Here is a 15633-nt window from a genome sequence, read left to right as displayed (position 1 = left end):
GGCGGTGCGGAATGAGCGCCGCCGTCGACCTGAAGCGGGGCGTGCGCGCGCCTCGCGCCACGAAGCCCCCGCGCCGCATCGTGGCTGCCCCTCCGGCTGGCGCGTTCGGCGCGGTGGCATGGACCCACCTGACGCTGCGCCAGCGGGACGTCTTCGCGCGCTCGCGGACGCTGATGGTGCTGGTGGAGCTGGTGCGTGAGCGCCCCCGGAATGGGTGTGTCGTGTGCTGGCGGGACATGAGCAACGTCCTGGCCGGGGCGGACGAGTTGGCCTGCGCGCGGAAGGACAACCCCGACGCCAGCACCTCCTACTGCGCGGCCTTCGTCGGGGCCTGCCGGAACGAGGGGCAGCGGCGCATCGAGGACGCCCAGGCGCGCGGCGTGGCCGACATGGAGGCCAGCCATGGCTGAGCGCCTCTCTTTCGGTGCGGCCGGATGCACGGAGCGCGGGCTGCGCACCAGCCAGGAAGACGCCCTGGGGCACGAGGTGGGCCCGGTGGTGTCCGTCTTCGCGGTAGCGGATGGCCTGGGCGGGCACCCCAACGGGGACGTGGCCAGCCAGGCCGCCGTGGACTCAGTGGTGGGGCTCGCCCAACTGCCGACGGCCGAGGCGGCGCCCTCGCTGGACGCCCTCGCGCGCAACGCGGTGTCGGCCGCCCACCGTGTGGTGCTGGGCACCGGAGGCTGCACGACGCTGGCCCTGCTGCTGCTGTCAGGCACGCAGGCCGTGGTGGCCCACGTGGGTGACTCCCGGGTTTACCGGCTGCGTGGTTGCTCCTTGGAGCAACTCACCGAGGACCACCGGGAAGAGCGGCACGTCCTCAACCGCTGCCTGGGCGCGACGTCCCCTGACTGCTCAGCGGAGCCCGACGTCCAGGTGTTGGAGTCCATGCCCGGAGACGTGTGGCTCCTCGTCACGGACGGGGTGGCCGACACGCTCGAGCACGAGTCCCTCCGCGAGGTGCTGGCCGAGCTCCCCACTCTCGCCGCGCGCTGGGCGGCCGAGGAGCTGGTGCGCCGCGCACTGGACGCCGGCAGCCGCGACAACTGCACAGCCCTGGTTGTGTCGGTGGGAGGTGCGCGATGAGCTGCTCCGCCCACTTCGCCAGCATCTCCGCGCGCGGCCCCCTGGGCCACGTCGTCACCCTACGCGCCACCAGTGCCGAGGTGGAGGCGCACGCGGCCACCCGCGGGGAGGCCATGGACGACGCCAGGGCCGCCCTGGTGGACGAGCTGCGCCGCGCGCGGACGCCCCGCAGCTTCAGCCTGGGCAGGCGCCCGTTGAGGAGGCTCCCGTGAGCGCGCCTCTGCGAATCGGACTGGTGGGCTGCGGCAAGGCGAAGCTGGCCCACGCCGCGCCCGCGTGCCAGCTCTACACGGGCTCCCTCTTCAGGGGGGCTCTCCAGGTTGCCTCCGCTCGCTGTGGCGTGAACGTCATGGTGCTGAGTGCCAAGCACGGACTCGTCCCGCTCGACGTGTGCATGGAGCCCTATGAGCTGTCGTTGCTGCGACTCACCCGCTGCCAGCGGGAGGCGTGGGGCGAGTTGGTGATGAACGAGCTGGAGTGGCGCTTCGAGGTGCCGGAGGCCGAGTTGCTGGTCTTCGCGGGCGCGCCGTACGTCGACGCCCTGCGCTCCCGGCTGCCCGTCGGGTGGACGTTGGTGGAGCCCCTGGCGGGACTGCAAATCGGCGAGCGCCTGGCGTGGCTGGCTCGGGAGCGCGCCGCTCTCTGTGCTGGGGCTCGCGTGGAGGAGGTGGCCCGTGGGTGAGCCTGTCACGAAGTACACCCAGCGCCCGCTCACCAAGGCGGAGCAGAAGCTGGTGCTGACGGCCGAGAAGGTCGTCTGGTGGTGCGTCCACTCCTACGTCCGTCGCCACGAGGCCGCGCGCGGCTTCGAGGATGACCTCTCCACCTACGCGTGGATGGGGGCGATGGCTGCGGCCCAGCGCTGGCACCCGGAGGGTGGTGCCAGCTACCGCACCTTCGCGAAGCGGTACATCCGCCGGGACGTGGCGCGAGGCTGGCTGTCCCTCATCGGCGCCGTCCGTGACGAGGACGGCAAGCCCGTGGCTGGGAAGTACGTGCCGCTCGACGACGTGCTCGACGTTGCCGTTGCGCCGTCGCAGGAGCGACTGGCCGAAGCTCACCGCCTGGGCGCCACCCTCGGCGAGCGGATGTGTCCGCACTTCCGGCCCGGGCTGCGCGAGCCAACGCGCGTCAAGGCGCTGCGGGCGTACCTGCTGCGCCTGAAGGGGGACACGCTCGAAGAAATCGGCGCGGAGCTGGGGGCGTCGAGGCAGAGCGCACACCAACTCCTCAACATCGCGGAGAAGGCCTCCGTCCGTTGGGCCGCGTCCATGACGCCCGCGTGGGAACGGAGGGTGGCATGACGGCGTGCAACCTTCGTCCGCCACCTGAGCACGGCTCCGCGCGTGGCCAGCCGACGAGCCTCCAGCTCGCCGTCCTTGTCTACACCTGCGCCTTCATCGCCGCGCGCGGCGAGCCGCCCAGCGTCCACGAGCTGAGCGAGCGCTTCGGGTGGAAGTCCCCCAACGGCGCGGCGGATGTCCTGCGGCGCCTGGCCGCGCGGGGACTCGTCGCGTTGAGGAAGCGTCGACACCGGAGCCTCCGGGTGACGGAGGACGGCTGTGCCGCACGGGCCCGGTGCCTGCGAGAGCAGACGGCGCTCTTCGGCGAGTACAACCACGTCAGCGAGGGCGCGCCATGAAGCCCGTCCTCGTCGTCTCCCTCTGCGTTGCGCTCGCGGCGTCCGCCGGTGTCCTGGTGTGGCTGGGCGCGAGCCTCCAGCAGTACCACCCGCGCGAGGCCGGCGCCTGCTGGCTCCTCGCCGCGGTCGACTTCCTGGCGCTCGCCGGCATCGGACTGGTGAGCGCCGCCCCCGCCGAAGCGCTGTCCCTCCCTCCAGTGCGCCGCGCCAGCAGCCGCGCGCGCGCCGGCACTACCCCGAGGTCACCGTGAACGAGAACACGAAGTCGTTGGTCAAGCAGGTGGGCAAGTACATCCAGAAGCAGCGCACCGAGCGCAAGTTGACGCAGGAGGAGCTCGCGGAGCGGGCCGACATCAGCGTCTCGTACCTGTCCATGCTGGAGCGCGGCGAGCGTGCGCCGCACCTCCAGACGCTGTTGGCCCTGTCCGCGGCGCTGGACGTGTCGGTGGCGACGCTGGTGTCGCTGGGCGACGCGCCGCAGGAGGGGGACGTGAGCGCTGGGCTGCGCTCCTTCATCACGTACCGCGGGCTCTCCGCCTCGCAGGTGGGCCAGCTCGAGTCCGTGGCCCGGGTGCTGTTCCCGGCTGGAGGTGACTCGTGAGTACCGGGCTCAAGTTCGAGTCGGGACTCGCTCCCGTCATCATCACGATGCCTGAAGGCACGGTGACACGGCCCTGCGTGTTTCGCCGGGCTGGCTTGGCCATCGCCTGCGAGGAGGGCCACTACTCCATCACCCATGAGGCGTCCGGGTGTTGGCTGGCCCCGGTGCTCACTGACGGCACCCACGCACTCGTCCTGGTCGCGGCGCTCCTGTCGTTGCCGCTCGATTGGACCAAGGGCATCGACGATTTGCGCGCGCCGATGTCCGCTCTGAGCAACAGGGACATGGCCACCCTGCACTGCATCCACGCCGGCCGCACCCAGTTCGTCGACATGGGGAAGGCGGGGGCGTCATGAGTGCGCCCAGCATCTGGCAGTACCGGCTGCGCACCGAGAAGGGTGCGTGGCTCGCGGACGTCATCCTCCGCTCGGACGGCTTCTTCGCCACCGTGAGCGACTGGGGCAACTACGCCTGCCGGTGGAGCAGCCCGGGATGCCCCTTCCGGGAGTTCGTCGCCCGGCTGGCGTTGTCCCCTGACTACGTGAGCGGGAAGCTTGAGAGCCGCGACTGGTACGACGGCGAGGGGACGCTGAAGCGCATCCGCGAGTACCTCCTCACCAGCCGGCGTGAACGCTCGTTGTCCAAGGAGGATGCCGCCAAGGAGTGGCGGGTGCTCGCCGAGTCCCTCGACTGTTTCACCGGGGGCGTGCCTCGCGATGCCTTGGACATCGACCTTGAGCAGTTCGGCCGGTGGTACCACGCGACGAGCATCGCCGATGCCGCTGGCTTCGCTCGCTACGACTACCCGCCCGACGTGCAGAGCTTCGCGCGCGAGGTGATGCCGGCCCTGGCCGTCGCCATCCGCGCTGAGCTGGCCGCCGAGCAGCAGGCCCACCCCGGAGGCGCCCAGCCATGAGCGTGCGCAAGCCCTCTGTCCATGGCTTCCCCGCCGCGCCCGTGGGCCCCGTCGCCCAGTGCCGAGGGTGCGGCAACGCCGCCATGGTGCCGGTGTCCTTGGGGGCGCTCGAGGAGGCGCTCCAGCAGGGCCAGGCTGGAATCCCCGAGTGCGCCATGGAGTGCGCGTACTGCGGCGTCAAGGCCACGGTGCGCGGCGCCCGCTTCGTAGAGCACTCCGTCATCCACGGTGATGCCGTCCGCACCGCATGGGCTGAGCGGCTCCGCGAAGAGCGCGAGAAGGTGGCGCGCCTCAAGGAGGGCCGGTGGTGAGCCGCCGTCTCGTCCTCGCCATTCTTGCCGCGGCCCTGTGTGGCGTTGCCGCTGCTCATGCCCACGCCGAGTGGCGCGCCTGCGCGTACGTCGAGGCTGGAGGGTGGGGGCTGGTGGCCCTCGTCCTCTTTCTCGGCGGCGCCTACCTGGTGGTCGCCGCGTTCCGCCGGAGCTCTCCATGATGGACCAGGGGCTCATCATCGACCTGTTCGCCGGTGGCGGTGGCGCGGGCACCGGCATCGCCGCTGCCGTCGGACGGGAGCCGGACATCGCCCTCAACCACGACCCGGTGGCGATGGCCGTCTACAAGGCCAACCACACCACCACCATCTGCAGGCCCGAGAACGTGTGGAAGACGCCGCCACGGCAGGTGGTCGCGCTCGCGCAGCGCCGCGGGAAGCGGGTGTGGATTCTGTGGGCCTCCCCGGACTGCACCCACTTCTCTAAGGCGAAGGGCGCCAAGCCCAGACGCAAGGACATCCGCTCGCTGGCCTTCGTCGTGACGCACTACGCGCGCGACGTGTCGCCGCAGTTCATCTTCCTGGAGAACGTCGAGGAGTTCGTCGATTGGGGCCCGTTGTACACGGTGGGCCACGTCATGCCCGACGGGCGGGTCCTCGAGGAAGGGGACCAGCTCATCGACATGCCCATCCCCGAGCGCGCGGGCGAGGACTTCCAGCGGTTCGTCGGTGAGTTGCGGCTGCTCGGGTACAGCGTCGACTGGCGACTCATCACGGCGAGTGAGCACGGGGCGCCGACGAAGCGAAAGCGGCTCTTCCTCGTGGCGCGCCGGGACGGGCTCCCCGTCTCCTGGCCTGCGCCGACCCACGGGCCTGGACTTCTGCCGGTTCGGACTGCGGCGGAGTGCATCGACTGGAGCATCCCCGTCCAGAGCATCTTCGGACGCCGGAAGCCGCTCGTGCCGAACACGCTCCGACGCGTCGCGCAGGGCATCCGCAAGTACGTGTTCGAGAACCCCGCGCCGTTCGTCCTCACCATCGATCAACAGAGCACGCGGGACACCGCGCGCCCTGTGGACGAGCCGCTCTCCACCATCGTGACGAAGGCCCGCCATGCACTGGTTGCACACACGCTCATCCAGGTCGGCTACGGAGAGCGGAAGGGGCAGGCCGCGCGGACGCTGGACCTGCACGCGCCGCTGGGCACCATCATGGCCCAGGGGCGCAAGCACGCCCTGGTGAGCGCCTTCCTTCGTGAGCACCGCCTCGCGGCTTCCTTCATCGCGAAGGGCTACGGCGGACACGCGTCGCCGGGCATCCGCGCCGACGGGCCCCTGGACACCATCACCACCCAGGACCACCACCACCTCGCGGCTGTCGCGTTCGAGCGTCCCGAGTCCGCTGCGTCGAACCACGTGAACGAGGTCCGCGCCTTCCTCTCCGCGTACTACGGGGAGGGCAGCGAAGGGCAGCGCCTGACGGAGCCCCTCCGGACCATCACCACCAAGGCCCGCCTCGGACTGGTGACGGTCGCCTCCGTCGACTATCAGTTCGTCGACATCGGCCTCCGGATGCTGGAGCCGAGCGAACTCCTCCGTGCCCAGTTCGGGGACCACGCCAAGGGCTACGACTTGAGCGCGGCCACGTCGAAGGCAGACAAGGTCCGCCTCATCGGCAACAGCGTGTGCCCGGACGCGGCGGCGGCTGTTGTCCGGGCGAATGTCGGCGGCGCCGTTGTGCGCAGGAGGGCGGCATGAGCACGCCCCTTCTCGAAGAGCTGGGCCAGCTGCGCTCGCTCGTCCTGGCCCACCGCTACCGCTGCACCGGAGAGGCTCAGCTGCAGTCCGCGCTGGCGCAGGTCCTCGCCGGCGCTGGAGTGTCGTTCCACCGCGAAGTGATGCTGGGCGAGGCAGGCCGCATCGACTTCCTGCTGGGCCACCTGGGGCTCGAGGTGAAGGTGGAGGGAAGCATCTCCGCCGTCACCCGGCAGCTCCTGGACTACGCGGAGCGGGAGGAAGTCCACGGCCTCCTGCTCGTCACCACCCGTTCTCACCATGACGGCCTGCCGGCGCACCTGCGCGGCAAGCCCGTCCGTGTCGCTGTGCTGCGAGGAGGTCTCCTGTGAAGTGCTTCGGAACGCTGCGTCTGGAGAGTCGGAAGCTGGGCGCGCGTGGCGGTGAGAGGCCCGCCTGGGTCGTCCAGTGCGAGCCGCACGTGTCACTGCGGCTGAAGCGCGTCTTCGACAGGGCCAACAAGGGCGACGTGGGCGAGGTGCTGCTCGCGGCGACGGAGGAGACGGCGCGGGAGCTGGAGTGGTTCATCCAGCGCTACCCGCTGGAGGTGGTGGGCAAGGACGCGCAGGCCCTCCTCAAGCACGGGGCGCGGGAGCATGCGCGGCGTGAGGCTGCCGTCGCCGAGCTGCTCTCCGCGAAGTACCAGGTTCCGGACTTCCAGATGAACGTCCCTCCGCGCGAGTACCAGCGGCGCGCGGCGGACATGTTCCTGCGCATGCAGCACCTGCTGTTGGCGGACGACGTGGGTCTGGGAAAGACAGCAAGCGCGCTGACGGCCTTCACGGACACGCGCACCTTGCCCGCGGTGGTGGTGACGCTGACGCACCTGCCACGCCAGTGGCAACGGGAGCTGGCGCGCTTCCTGCCCCGGCTGCGCGTCCACGTCGCGAAGAAGGCGACGCCTGAGGAAGTCACGCAGGGGCGGGGAGGGCGGAAGCTGCCGTGGCCAGACGTCCTCGTCCTCAACTACCACAAGCTGTCCGGCTGGGCGGAGACGCTGGTCAGCGCGGGCGTGCGCACCATCGTCTTTGACGAGTGCCAGGAGTTGCGCCGAGGGCCCGACTCGGAGAAGTACCGCGCCGCGCACTACCTCGCTGAGCGCGCGAGCTTCGTCATCGGCCTGTCAGCCACCCCCATCTACAACTACGGCGGGGAGATGTTTCACGTCCTCGACGCGCTCAAGCCCGGTGTGCTGGGCACGCGCGAGGAGTTCAGCCGCGAGTGGTGCACGGGCGTGGAGGACAAGCTGTCCTTCAAGGACCCGCGGGCCTTCGGCACGTACCTCCGGGACACGGGACTCATGTTGCGCCGGACGCGCGCGGACGTGGGCCGGGAGTTGCCCGCCCTCACGCGTGTCCTCCACACCGTGGACTCGGACACCAAGGTGCTGGACGCCGTCGAGGACAAGGCGGCGGAGCTGGCGCGCATCATCCTCGCGCAGGGTGGGGTGAAGCCCGAGGACAGGCTGCATGCCTCCGGAGAGCTCTCCTGGCGCCTTCGGCAGGCCACGGGCATCGCGAAGGCCCCCTTCGTCGCGGACTTCGTCCGGATGCTGGTGGAGAACGGAGAGCGCGTGCTGCTCTACGGCTGGCACCACGAGGTGTACCGGCTGTGGCAGGAGCGACTCCGCGAATTCTCCCCGGCCATTTTCACGGGCCAGGAGTCCCCGGCCCAGAAGGAGGCGGAGGCCCAGCGCTTCAAGTCCGGGCAGACGCCCATCCTCATCATGTCCCTGCGCGCGGGCGCGGGCCTGGACGGGCTGCAGCAGTCCTGCCGGACGGTGGTGTTCGGCGAGCTGGACTGGAGTCCGGGCGTCCACGAGCAGGCGTGTGGGCGCGTCCACCGCGACGGGCAGGTGGACCCCGTCATGGCCTACTTCCTCGTCTCCGACAGCGGCTCGGACCCTGTGGTGGCCGACGTGCTGGGCATCAAGCGGGACCAGATGGAGGGCATCCGCGACCCGCAGGCCAGCCTCATGGAGAAGCTGGAGACGGACGCGCACCGTGTGCGGCGTCTGGCCGAGTCCTTCCTCAAGAATCGGAGGGCGGCATGACTCCGTGCCCTCCACTTCGAGCTCCCTTTCCGTGGACGGGCGACGCGATGGCGTATGCGCTCGCTCACGTTCACGGAGGAGTGCTCCGCATCGACGCTGACGGGCAGGTGTGGCGTTGCGCCATTCGCACCCGGTCCGGGTGGAAGGACGTTGCCCCGCGCCGCGCGGAGAACAAGAGCGGCAACGGCTACTTGCGCGTGACGCTCCATGTTCCCGGACAGGGGCTCGTGCAGGTGATGGCCCACAGGCTTGTCTATGCGTCTCTCGTCGGGCCTGTGCCGGCGGACATGCAAATCAACCACCGGGACCTCGACAAGAGGAACAACCGCCCGTCGAACCTCGAGGTCGTCACCGGGGCCGGGAACATCCAGCACTCCTACGCGAACGGTCGCGTGCGTCCGTGGAGCAAGAAGGCTCGCGCGGGTGAGTGGCGGGTGGGGCGAGCGCTGCTCACCGAGGAGCAGGTCCTCGCGGTGAGAGCGCGGCGTGCCGCGGGCGCGCGACTCAAGGACATCTCCACCGAGTTCGGCATTTCAACATCACACGCGCATCGACTGTGCGCACAGAGGGCGCCATGAGCGGCGGGATTGGAGGTGTGACTGGGGGAAGGGTGCTGCGTGCGCCTTTCCCCTGGGGGGTTGGTTCGGCGGGAAGTCGCGCGCGGCCCACCTGGTGTGGAGCGCCTTCGGCGACGTGGCCAACTACGTGGAGCCGTTCGCCGGCAGCCTCGCGGTGCTGCTCGCGCGTCCCACGCCGCCCGGCGTGGAGACGGTGAACGACCTGGACACGTACCTGGCCAACTTCTGGCGGGCGCTCCGCGCCGCGCCGGATGAGGTGGCGCGGCACGCGGACTGGCCCGTCAACGAGGCGGACCTGCACGCCCGGCACCGGTGGTTGGTGGCCCAGGGGGACTTCCGCCAGCGGATGCGCCAGGACCCGGACTTCTTCGACGCGAAGGTGGCCGGCTGGTGGGTGTGGGGCATCTGCCAGTGGATTGGCAGCGGCTGGTGCTCGCAGCCCGCATGGGAGGAGCAGGCCTCGTCCGGCGCCGAGAAGACGTGCGGCATCGCGACGTCCGAGTACTCGAAGCGGCCGATGCTCGACAAGCCGGGACGGGGCATCCACCAACTCTCCGTGCGCGGGACGTCGACGTCCGAGCATGCCCAGCGCCCGAGCCTCAACAGCAGCAGCGTCCACGCGCGCCGGGTGCAGAGCCTCTCCGAGTCGGCCACGTGGGCGAAGCGGCCGAGCCTCGCTCGCGGCGGGAAGGGTGTGCACGGCCTGTCCCAGCAGATTCCCATGTTGAAGGGAGACAGCGGCGCCACCGGGCGCGGCGTCCTCGCGAGCGGGAAGCGCGGGGGCGTCTTGGCGTGGATGCAGGCCCTGGCCGAGCGCCTGCGCCACGTGCGCGTCTGCTGTGGCGATTGGAGCCGAGTCCTCTCACCCAACGTCACCGAGCGGATTGGCGTGACGGGCGTGCTGCTGGACCCGCCGTACTCGGACGCGGCCGACCGGGACCCGAGCATCTACGCGGAGGAAGACCTGCAGGTGGCCCACCGGGTGCGTGAGTGGGCCCTGGCCAACGGGGACAACCCCCGGCTGCGCATCGCCCTGTGCGGCTACGAGGGTGAGCACGGGATGCCCGCGAGCTGGCGCTGCGTCGCATGGAAGGCGCCGGGTGGGTACGCGGCCGCGCGCGGCAACCACGAGAACGCGCTGCGCGAGCGCATCTGGCTCAGCCCTCACTGCCTTGCGCCCGCGGATGAGCCGCTCCGTGGACTCCCCCTGGCTGTCCTTCTTGGAGGTGCCGCATGAGCCGGTGCCTCCTCCGCGCCTCCCTCTGCACGGTGTGCGGCGCGCCCCGACTCGGCGAGGACGTCACCGAGCTCGGCGCCTTGGCGCCGCATGCGCCCACGGCCCCCACCGAGCGCGTCCGCGCTGCCCACCCGGGCGAGTGGCCCACGTGCCTGCACGGCGCCCTGTACCGCGCCGGGTGCCGCAACCAGCCCGTCCTCCCCGCGTGCTGCTGCGCGCCGTCGCCCCTTCTTCCTTCTGTGCCCGTTCACCTTGAGGTGCCGTAGTCATGCCCGCCTGCAACCCCCTCACGCCGCCGGAGTCCGAGGTGCCGCCGGGCATGGTGCGCCTGTTGAGCGGCCAGCTCGTCTCCGAGGCGCAGGCCCAGCAGGTGATTCCCCCTCCGGGGAGTGGCGCCCGCGCGTGCGGCGAGGACCCGGGCTTGCCGCCTGACTTCTTCGCCGAGGCATGCCCCTGCGCCCAGCAGCAGGTGGCGGAGCTGCGCGCGCAGCTGCTGGTGGAGCGCGAGTCCCGGCTGCGCGCGGAGAGCTACGCGGCCGGCGTCGACCACGGCTGGCGCCAGGCCATCGCACTGCTGGCCCCGTGGGCTGGCGCGCGCCCTGCACAGCCCCTGGCTGCCGCGCCTCTCGCCACGCCCGCCGTCTCGCTTGTCACGCAGCGCTCCAACCCCGTCACGCTGGCGCAGCGTGACAGTCAGCGTGACACCCCCTCCAGCAGCGTGACAGTCAGCGTGACGCAGCAGAAGGAGGGGGGAGGGGGGGAGGGGAAAGCCGAAGAATTTCCGAAGCCTGCGACGCTTAGGAAGCGGCTCCAACGGCAGCGTGACGCCCAGCGTGACAGCGTGACAGCCGACAATTCACGGCCTCCTCCCCCTCCCTCTGCCGGGAAGAGGAGGGGCGCGCGGCGCGGTGTCACGCAGGCGCAGCGTGACATGGGGCTGGAGCTGCGCGAGCACCGCAAGCCGGAGAGCCTCCCGCCAGACGTCCGGGCGCTGCGCGAGGCATGGAACACGCTGGTGGCGCCGCACGGCTTCTACGGCTGGGGCGAGCGCACCTCCGTGCAGATGCTGGAGGACGCGCTGTCTGCCCTCGCGCGCCACCCCCTCTCGGCGTGGCAAGACGTGTTCGCCCGCGTCCCGCGCTCCCCGGTGTGCCGAGGCGAGCTGGACAGCCGCATGCGCGCCACCGTCGTCTGGGTGCTGGGGCGGACGCGCGCTGGCGCGGAGGTGGCCGAGCAGCTCCTCAGCGGCGCATGGAGTCTGGACCCGCTGCCGACGGTGCCCGCGCCCGAGGAGGAGCCCGGCGTCTCCGTGTGCCTCGAGGACGTGCCCGAGGGCACCGAGGCGGTGCGTGCGTGGGGCCGCGTCCTGGCCGTGCTGAAGGCCCGGAGGATGGTGGAGGCGCTGAAGCAGCTCCAGTCCGCGCGCCCGGTGACGGTGGAGGACGGGCACCTCGTCGTCGAGGTGAGGGACAGGTTCGCCCGCGGGTGGGCAGAGGAGCACTACCGCGTCGTGCTGCAAGAGCTCCTGGCCGCCCAGGGCCTGGCCGGGCTGCGCTTCGTGGTCCCGGAGGGAGAGGACGAGGAGGAAGTGCCGTCCGCGCCCCCGGCTTTGGTGTCCGAGCCGGGAGACACCCTCCCATTCGAGTTGCCGCCCCAGCAGGAGCCGCCCGCTGAGTCCCTGCCGGACGGGGTGGAGCGCGTCTTTCGCGAAGTGAAGGGCTACAGCTACCGCTGGCGAGGCCGCGCGGACGACGACGCGTCCCGGGCGCTGCTCTCCCTCGCTGGCGCCGGGGGCGTCCCGGAGATTCTCCGCCGGCTGAGCAACGGGCTGCGCGCGCGCTTCAAGCAGCGCTGCGACCACCTCGGCGACTTGGCGCGGAAGTGGAATGACAACGCCGCACCTGAGGAGCGGGCCGTGCCCGCGCGCGCGCCGGGCAGGCCCCTCAACAACAACGACTACGAGGAAGGGCGGGTGGAGAGTCTATGAGCCGAGACAACGAGATGCCCGCGGTGCAGCGCCAGGGCCCCCAGCGACTGGCGGACCTGCTGCGCCGGGGCATGGCGCAGGCCCGGCAGCACTCCGTCCCCGGGCTGGGCCAGCTCGAGGCGGGCTGGAAGCAACGGGAGCTGGAGCTCCAGCATTTCGAGGCGGCGGAGAGGGCACGGCACCAGGCCGCCCAGGTGGAGGCGTGGCCCCTGCACCTGAAGCTGTGCGGCGCGCCGGCTGAAGCTGTGGCGGCCCTCGCTGGGGGCAAGGTGCTGGAGACGCCCGCCGTCCGCGCCGCGCGCCAGCTGCTCCGGGAGGGGCTGCGCACCCTGCTGCTGTCCGGGGGCACTGGCGTGGGGAAGACGACGGGTGCGTGTCACCTCTTCCACGCGGCTGTCCGCGCCGAGACGCGCACGGGCCAGCGACTGCACGAGTGGGATGCGTCCGCGGGGCTCTTCCTCCGCTGGGCGCAGCTCAAGCGCGTCAGCGACTACGAGACGGAGGACAGGCTCCTCCTCCAGCGTGCCCACCGTGCGCGCGTGCTGGTGCTGGATGACTTGGGCGGGCTGCCGGGGGATGTGGTGGGGCCGCGCCACCGAGAGCTGCTGGAAGAGCTCGTGGACCGGCGGGACAGGCCGGGGCTGGTGACGGCCTACACCACCAACCTCTCCGTCCGGCGCGACGCCGAGCGCGGCGGCAGCGACTTCTCCGAGCACGTGGGGGCCCGCGTCGTCTCGCGCATGTGCCGCCAGGGCACCTATCTGCTGCACGACTGCGGCACGCGTGACTTGCGCCGCGGGGGGACGCCGTGAGCATCGAGCACGTCCGCACGCCGTGGCGCGTCCGCTACCTGGTCTCCCGCGTCTCCGGCCCAGTCGCGCTCGAATGCCTGGTGCCTGAGTACATGCTCCCTGATGCGCTCGGTGAGGGGGCGTCTGGTCAGAATGGCCACCTCGCCGCGCTCCTGGAGCCACGTGGCGCGAGGGCGCTGGCGGCCCAGCTTCACGACGACATCCAGGTGCCGTGGCAGGTGCGGTACCGCCGCTGGTGGTGGCTGCGCGAGTCCGTGCTGGAGCGGTTGGGCGGCAGGCGGGACAGCGCCGAGCGGAGCCGCGGCTACGCGATGGACGCGGTGCCGTGGTGGCGGCGGACGGGCCAGCTCCCGCCGGTGCTGTGCAGCGAAGGGGCGGCGCTCAAGCGGATGCGGACGCCGCCGGGACTCGCCGCACGCCTCATGTACCCCAGCACGCTGCTTCCAAGCTCGTGTGCGGCAGGGGGCCGGGCATGACGTGCCGCCGCGCACTCCTCGCCTGTGGCGCCTCGGGCCTGACGCTGGCGCACCTGCCGGCGCTGCGCGGCTACGTCCGCCGCTTCGCCCGCTCGCCGGACGTGCAGCTCGTGCACGGGGCCGGGGAGCCACGCCGCGACGACGCCCCCGACGCGTTTGGGGCGGACTGGCTGTGGGAAGTGGCGGCGTCCGTCGAGTGGCCCCGCTTCCACCGCGAGGCCGTGGACCGCTTTCGCGCGGACTGGAAGGGCATGGAGAAGCGCGCCGGACGCGCGAGGAACGAGCTGATGCGGGAGGCCTTGCGCGGGTACGCGCGGCGCGGTTTCACCGTGGGTTGGGTGGCCGCGCACACGGACCCGGGACTCGGAAGGGGTACGCGGCACATGGTTAGCCTCTGTCGTGCGGAGGGCTGGCAGGGGCGCGTGCTGCTCCTCTCGCCCGATGGAAGGCTGCTCTCCGAGGAGTGCTTCCCATGACGACTGAAGCGCATGCCCGGGGCGCGGCCCGCTGCGCGAAGCGGCACGCCTCCATCCGCTTCCGGGTGGCCCTCACCTCGCGGGCCCTGGCCCGGCTGGTGGATGACATCGAGGGTGGGCGCGCGCGGCGCCTGTGGGGCCAGTCCGAGTCCAGGAGCTGGCACCTCGTCCGCCTGGGCTCCCAGGACGCCGTGGCCGTCTACGACGTCACCACCCGGGCCATCCACACCTTTCTCCGGCTGGAGGACGCGCTCGTGAAGCTGCGCGCGGAGGGCATCCCCGCCGCCGAGTTGCTCTACCAGGAGGCGCCTCATGACGCCGTGCCGTGAGCTGTACGCACCACCGGACCTCCTTGAGGCCAACGGTGCGTGGAAGGCCAACTGCGGGCCGTCCGCCCTCGCCGCGGTGCTGGGCGTGCCCCTGCGCCTGGTGCGCGGCAGCTTCCCCGGCTTCCCCGCGAAGCCCTGGACGACGCCCACCAGCATGGCGGCCGCACTCGCCGCCCAGGGGCTGCACCACCGCGTCCAGCAGGGCATGCCGCGCGGAGACGTCCACGGGGTAGCCTTCCTCCAGCTCCGGGGCTCGTGGGACAGCGCGCCGGAGCGCGCCCAGTACCGGCACACGCACTGGGTGGGCCTGCACCGGGACGGCGGGGCGCTGTCCATCTACGACTGCAACACCGGGAGCGCGGGCGGGTGGTTGCCCTCGGAGGAGTGGAAGGTCCAGGTGCTGGCGGAGCTGCTGGAGCGGCACCGTGGGGCGTCCGGGAAGTGGGCTGTGCGCGTCGTGCTGGAGGTCCTCTCGTCATGAACCGGTGCCGTCGTACCAGGAAGCCGTCCCACCAACCGTGCGTCGCCGCCGGGCCGTACAACGCGGGCAACGGCGCCGTCGTCGCCCACGTGGCCCGCGCCTACGTCACCGAGCAGCAGCGCCTGGGAAATCCCAACGCGCAGGCCATGTCGAAGGCCGTGGCCGGGCTCGAGGCGTCGTCCGGCGTCCTTCCGGAGGGCACCGTCATCGCCCAGGCCGTGTGGGACGACGTCTACGCGCGCGTGGGCGAGACGTTCGCCGCGGTGGAGCGCCAGTGGGCGCCGAAGGGTGGGGACGCGTGAGTTGTTCGCGTATCGTCTTCACGCTGCCGGTGGGCACGAAGAACCCCACCAACACCCGGGAGCACCACATGGCCCGCGCGCGGCGGGCGAAGGGGCAGCGCCAGGCGCTCGAGCTGCTGTGGCCCGGGTGGACAGGGCCCGTGCTGCTGGTGGTGCGCCTCACGCGTGTTGCGTCGCAGCTCCTGGACGGGGGAGACAACCTCCCCGCCGCGCTGAAGAGCGTGCGCGACGAGGTGGCCCGGCAGCTCCGGCTGGACGATGCCTCACCCCTGGTGCGGTGGTTGTACGCACAAGCGCTGGGAGAGCCGTCCGTGCTGGTGGAGCTGTCCTGGGGCGAGGACGAGCTCATCACCGCCGTCCGCGCACAGGAGGCTGTGGCGCCCCCGCCACCTCCTGTGGCACTGGCGCCTCGGACGCGCCCCGCGCGCGCACCCAGGAAGGAGAGGGCGTCCACCGTGAAGACGACGAAGGCAGAGGGGAAGGCCCGCTCCTGGGCGGACCTCGTGACGCCCGCGTACCGGAGGGGAGGCGCGCCGTGACGCCGTGTGCGGAGGTGCCGCGCCCGCGAGTCTGCGCTGACGAGCGCTGTGCCA

General features: G+C 71.6%; 25 protein-coding genes. All 25 read left to right on the top strand.

What is annotated here, in order from left to right:
- Nucleotides 1–11: 11 nt before the first annotated feature.
- The 25 genes from LXT21_RS41735 to LXT21_RS41615 all read left to right on the top strand — a co-directional run bounded on the left by LXT21_RS41735 (nucleotide 12) and on the right by LXT21_RS41615 (nucleotide 15579).
- Nucleotides 12–410, top strand: coding sequence for a hypothetical protein (locus LXT21_RS41735; protein ID WP_254043837.1), 399 nt, complete (start codon nucleotides 12–14; stop codon nucleotides 408–410).
- Complete coding sequence (locus tag LXT21_RS41730; RefSeq protein WP_254043836.1) at nucleotides 403–1086, top strand: PP2C family protein-serine/threonine phosphatase; 684 nt, start codon at nucleotides 403–405, stop codon at nucleotides 1084–1086. Before LXT21_RS41735 ends, LXT21_RS41730 begins: the two co-directional genes overlap by 8 nt.
- Nucleotides 1083–1298: a hypothetical protein gene (locus LXT21_RS41725; RefSeq protein WP_254043835.1), complete on the top strand. Its 216-nt coding sequence runs from the start codon at nucleotides 1083–1085 to the stop codon at nucleotides 1296–1298. Before LXT21_RS41730 ends, LXT21_RS41725 begins: the two co-directional genes overlap by 4 nt.
- Entirely contained in the window at nucleotides 1295–1768 is a 474-nt protein-coding gene (locus LXT21_RS41720; RefSeq protein ID WP_254043834.1) for a DUF6884 domain-containing protein, read from the top strand. Before LXT21_RS41725 ends, LXT21_RS41720 begins: the two co-directional genes overlap by 4 nt.
- Nucleotides 1761–2390, top strand: a complete 630-nt coding sequence (locus LXT21_RS41715; RefSeq protein ID WP_254043833.1) for a hypothetical protein — start codon at nucleotides 1761–1763, stop codon at nucleotides 2388–2390. The genes LXT21_RS41720 and LXT21_RS41715 overlap by 8 nt, the downstream gene beginning before the upstream one ends.
- The gene (locus LXT21_RS41710; protein WP_254043832.1) at nucleotides 2387–2728 is read left to right on the top strand and encodes a LexA family protein; all 342 of its coding nucleotides are present in this window, start codon (nucleotides 2387–2389) and stop codon (nucleotides 2726–2728) included. The genes LXT21_RS41715 and LXT21_RS41710 overlap by 4 nt, the downstream gene beginning before the upstream one ends.
- Nucleotides 2725–2979 (top strand): hypothetical protein, encoded by a 255-nt coding sequence (locus LXT21_RS41705; protein WP_254043831.1) that lies wholly within the window; start codon nucleotides 2725–2727, stop codon nucleotides 2977–2979. The genes LXT21_RS41710 and LXT21_RS41705 overlap by 4 nt, the downstream gene beginning before the upstream one ends.
- Complete coding sequence (locus LXT21_RS41700; protein ID WP_254043830.1) at nucleotides 2976–3329, top strand: helix-turn-helix domain-containing protein; 354 nt, start codon at nucleotides 2976–2978, stop codon at nucleotides 3327–3329. Before LXT21_RS41705 ends, LXT21_RS41700 begins: the two co-directional genes overlap by 4 nt.
- Entirely contained in the window at nucleotides 3326–3685 is a 360-nt protein-coding gene (locus LXT21_RS41695) for a hypothetical protein (RefSeq protein ID WP_254043829.1), read from the top strand. The genes LXT21_RS41700 and LXT21_RS41695 overlap by 4 nt, the downstream gene beginning before the upstream one ends.
- A complete protein-coding gene (locus tag LXT21_RS41690; RefSeq protein ID WP_254043828.1) occupies nucleotides 3682–4245 on the top strand; it encodes a hypothetical protein in 564 nt (187 codons plus the stop codon). The genes LXT21_RS41695 and LXT21_RS41690 overlap by 4 nt, the downstream gene beginning before the upstream one ends.
- A complete protein-coding gene (locus LXT21_RS41685) occupies nucleotides 4242–4556 on the top strand; it encodes a hypothetical protein (protein WP_254043827.1) in 315 nt (104 codons plus the stop codon). Before LXT21_RS41690 ends, LXT21_RS41685 begins: the two co-directional genes overlap by 4 nt.
- A 178-nt stretch (nucleotides 4557–4734) precedes the next feature.
- Nucleotides 4735–6273, top strand: a complete 1539-nt coding sequence (locus tag LXT21_RS41680) for a DNA cytosine methyltransferase (protein WP_254043826.1) — start codon at nucleotides 4735–4737, stop codon at nucleotides 6271–6273.
- Complete coding sequence (locus LXT21_RS41675; protein WP_254043825.1) at nucleotides 6270–6641, top strand: hypothetical protein; 372 nt, start codon at nucleotides 6270–6272, stop codon at nucleotides 6639–6641. The genes LXT21_RS41680 and LXT21_RS41675 overlap by 4 nt, the downstream gene beginning before the upstream one ends.
- Nucleotides 6638–8362, top strand: coding sequence for a DEAD/DEAH box helicase (locus LXT21_RS41670; RefSeq protein WP_254043824.1), 1725 nt, complete (start codon nucleotides 6638–6640; stop codon nucleotides 8360–8362). The genes LXT21_RS41675 and LXT21_RS41670 overlap by 4 nt, the downstream gene beginning before the upstream one ends.
- 80 nt (nucleotides 8363–8442) lie before the next feature.
- A complete protein-coding gene (locus LXT21_RS41665; protein WP_254043823.1) occupies nucleotides 8443–8940 on the top strand; it encodes an HNH endonuclease signature motif containing protein in 498 nt (165 codons plus the stop codon).
- Entirely contained in the window at nucleotides 8849–10177 is a 1329-nt protein-coding gene (locus tag LXT21_RS41660) for a DNA adenine methylase (RefSeq protein ID WP_323395697.1), read from the top strand. The genes LXT21_RS41665 and LXT21_RS41660 overlap by 92 nt, the downstream gene beginning before the upstream one ends.
- The gene (locus LXT21_RS41655) at nucleotides 10174–10443 is read left to right on the top strand and encodes a hypothetical protein (protein WP_254043821.1); all 270 of its coding nucleotides are present in this window, start codon (nucleotides 10174–10176) and stop codon (nucleotides 10441–10443) included. The genes LXT21_RS41660 and LXT21_RS41655 overlap by 4 nt, the downstream gene beginning before the upstream one ends.
- A gap of 2 nt (nucleotides 10444–10445) precedes the next feature.
- Nucleotides 10446–12164: a chromosomal replication initiator protein DnaA gene (locus LXT21_RS41650; RefSeq protein WP_254043820.1), complete on the top strand. Its 1719-nt coding sequence runs from the start codon at nucleotides 10446–10448 to the stop codon at nucleotides 12162–12164.
- Nucleotides 12161–12976 (top strand): hypothetical protein, encoded by an 816-nt coding sequence (locus LXT21_RS41645; RefSeq protein WP_254043819.1) that lies wholly within the window; start codon nucleotides 12161–12163, stop codon nucleotides 12974–12976. The genes LXT21_RS41650 and LXT21_RS41645 overlap by 4 nt, the downstream gene beginning before the upstream one ends.
- Complete coding sequence (locus LXT21_RS41640; RefSeq protein ID WP_254043818.1) at nucleotides 12973–13452, top strand: hypothetical protein; 480 nt, start codon at nucleotides 12973–12975, stop codon at nucleotides 13450–13452. The genes LXT21_RS41645 and LXT21_RS41640 overlap by 4 nt, the downstream gene beginning before the upstream one ends.
- Nucleotides 13449–13928, top strand: a complete 480-nt coding sequence (locus tag LXT21_RS41635; RefSeq protein WP_254043817.1) for a hypothetical protein — start codon at nucleotides 13449–13451, stop codon at nucleotides 13926–13928. Before LXT21_RS41640 ends, LXT21_RS41635 begins: the two co-directional genes overlap by 4 nt.
- Nucleotides 13925–14257, top strand: a complete 333-nt coding sequence (locus LXT21_RS41630; RefSeq protein ID WP_254043816.1) for a hypothetical protein — start codon at nucleotides 13925–13927, stop codon at nucleotides 14255–14257. The genes LXT21_RS41635 and LXT21_RS41630 overlap by 4 nt, the downstream gene beginning before the upstream one ends.
- Nucleotides 14241–14738: a hypothetical protein gene (locus tag LXT21_RS41625; RefSeq protein ID WP_254043815.1), complete on the top strand. Its 498-nt coding sequence runs from the start codon at nucleotides 14241–14243 to the stop codon at nucleotides 14736–14738. Before LXT21_RS41630 ends, LXT21_RS41625 begins: the two co-directional genes overlap by 17 nt.
- Nucleotides 14735–15040 (top strand): hypothetical protein, encoded by a 306-nt coding sequence (locus LXT21_RS41620; protein WP_254043814.1) that lies wholly within the window; start codon nucleotides 14735–14737, stop codon nucleotides 15038–15040. Before LXT21_RS41625 ends, LXT21_RS41620 begins: the two co-directional genes overlap by 4 nt.
- Nucleotides 15037–15579, top strand: coding sequence for a hypothetical protein (locus tag LXT21_RS41615; protein WP_254043813.1), 543 nt, complete (start codon nucleotides 15037–15039; stop codon nucleotides 15577–15579). The genes LXT21_RS41620 and LXT21_RS41615 overlap by 4 nt, the downstream gene beginning before the upstream one ends.
- The last annotated feature ends 54 nt before the right edge of the window (nucleotides 15580–15633 follow it).

It is taken from the genome of Myxococcus guangdongensis (assembly GCF_024198255.1).
GTDB lineage: Bacteria > Myxococcota > Myxococcia > Myxococcales > Myxococcaceae > Myxococcus > Myxococcus guangdongensis.
This window is presented reverse-complemented; position numbering and strand designations above follow the sequence as displayed.

Bases quoted from the DNA above. Each gene is read 5' to 3' on its own strand.
- LXT21_RS41735 (WP_254043837.1), top strand. From the start codon at position 12: ATGAGCGCCGCCGTCGACCTGAAGCGGGGCGTGCGCGCGCCTCGCGCC.
- LXT21_RS41710 (WP_254043832.1), top strand. From the start codon at position 2,387: ATGACGGCGTGCAACCTTCGTCCGCCACCTGAGCACGGCTCCGCGCGT.
- LXT21_RS41650 (WP_254043820.1), top strand. From the start codon at position 10,446: ATGCCCGCCTGCAACCCCCTCACGCCGCCGGAGTCCGAGGTGCCGCCG.
- LXT21_RS41655 (WP_254043821.1), top strand. From the start codon at position 10,174: ATGAGCCGGTGCCTCCTCCGCGCCTCCCTCTGCACGGTGTGCGGCGCG.
- LXT21_RS41690 (WP_254043828.1), top strand. From the start codon at position 3,682: ATGAGTGCGCCCAGCATCTGGCAGTACCGGCTGCGCACCGAGAAGGGT.
- LXT21_RS41625 (WP_254043815.1), top strand. From the start codon at position 14,241: ATGACGCCGTGCCGTGAGCTGTACGCACCACCGGACCTCCTTGAGGCC.
- LXT21_RS41725 (WP_254043835.1), top strand. From the start codon at position 1,083: ATGAGCTGCTCCGCCCACTTCGCCAGCATCTCCGCGCGCGGCCCCCTG.
- LXT21_RS41685 (WP_254043827.1), top strand. From the start codon at position 4,242: ATGAGCGTGCGCAAGCCCTCTGTCCATGGCTTCCCCGCCGCGCCCGTG.
- LXT21_RS41680 (WP_254043826.1), top strand. From the start codon at position 4,735: ATGATGGACCAGGGGCTCATCATCGACCTGTTCGCCGGTGGCGGTGGC.
- LXT21_RS41730 (WP_254043836.1), top strand. From the start codon at position 403: ATGGCTGAGCGCCTCTCTTTCGGTGCGGCCGGATGCACGGAGCGCGGG.
- LXT21_RS41635 (WP_254043817.1), top strand. From the start codon at position 13,449: ATGACGTGCCGCCGCGCACTCCTCGCCTGTGGCGCCTCGGGCCTGACG.
- LXT21_RS41645 (WP_254043819.1), top strand. From the start codon at position 12,161: ATGAGCCGAGACAACGAGATGCCCGCGGTGCAGCGCCAGGGCCCCCAG.
- LXT21_RS41675 (WP_254043825.1), top strand. From the start codon at position 6,270: ATGAGCACGCCCCTTCTCGAAGAGCTGGGCCAGCTGCGCTCGCTCGTC.
- LXT21_RS41705 (WP_254043831.1), top strand. From the start codon at position 2,725: ATGAAGCCCGTCCTCGTCGTCTCCCTCTGCGTTGCGCTCGCGGCGTCC.
- LXT21_RS41630 (WP_254043816.1), top strand. From the start codon at position 13,925: ATGACGACTGAAGCGCATGCCCGGGGCGCGGCCCGCTGCGCGAAGCGG.
- LXT21_RS41620 (WP_254043814.1), top strand. From the start codon at position 14,735: ATGAACCGGTGCCGTCGTACCAGGAAGCCGTCCCACCAACCGTGCGTC.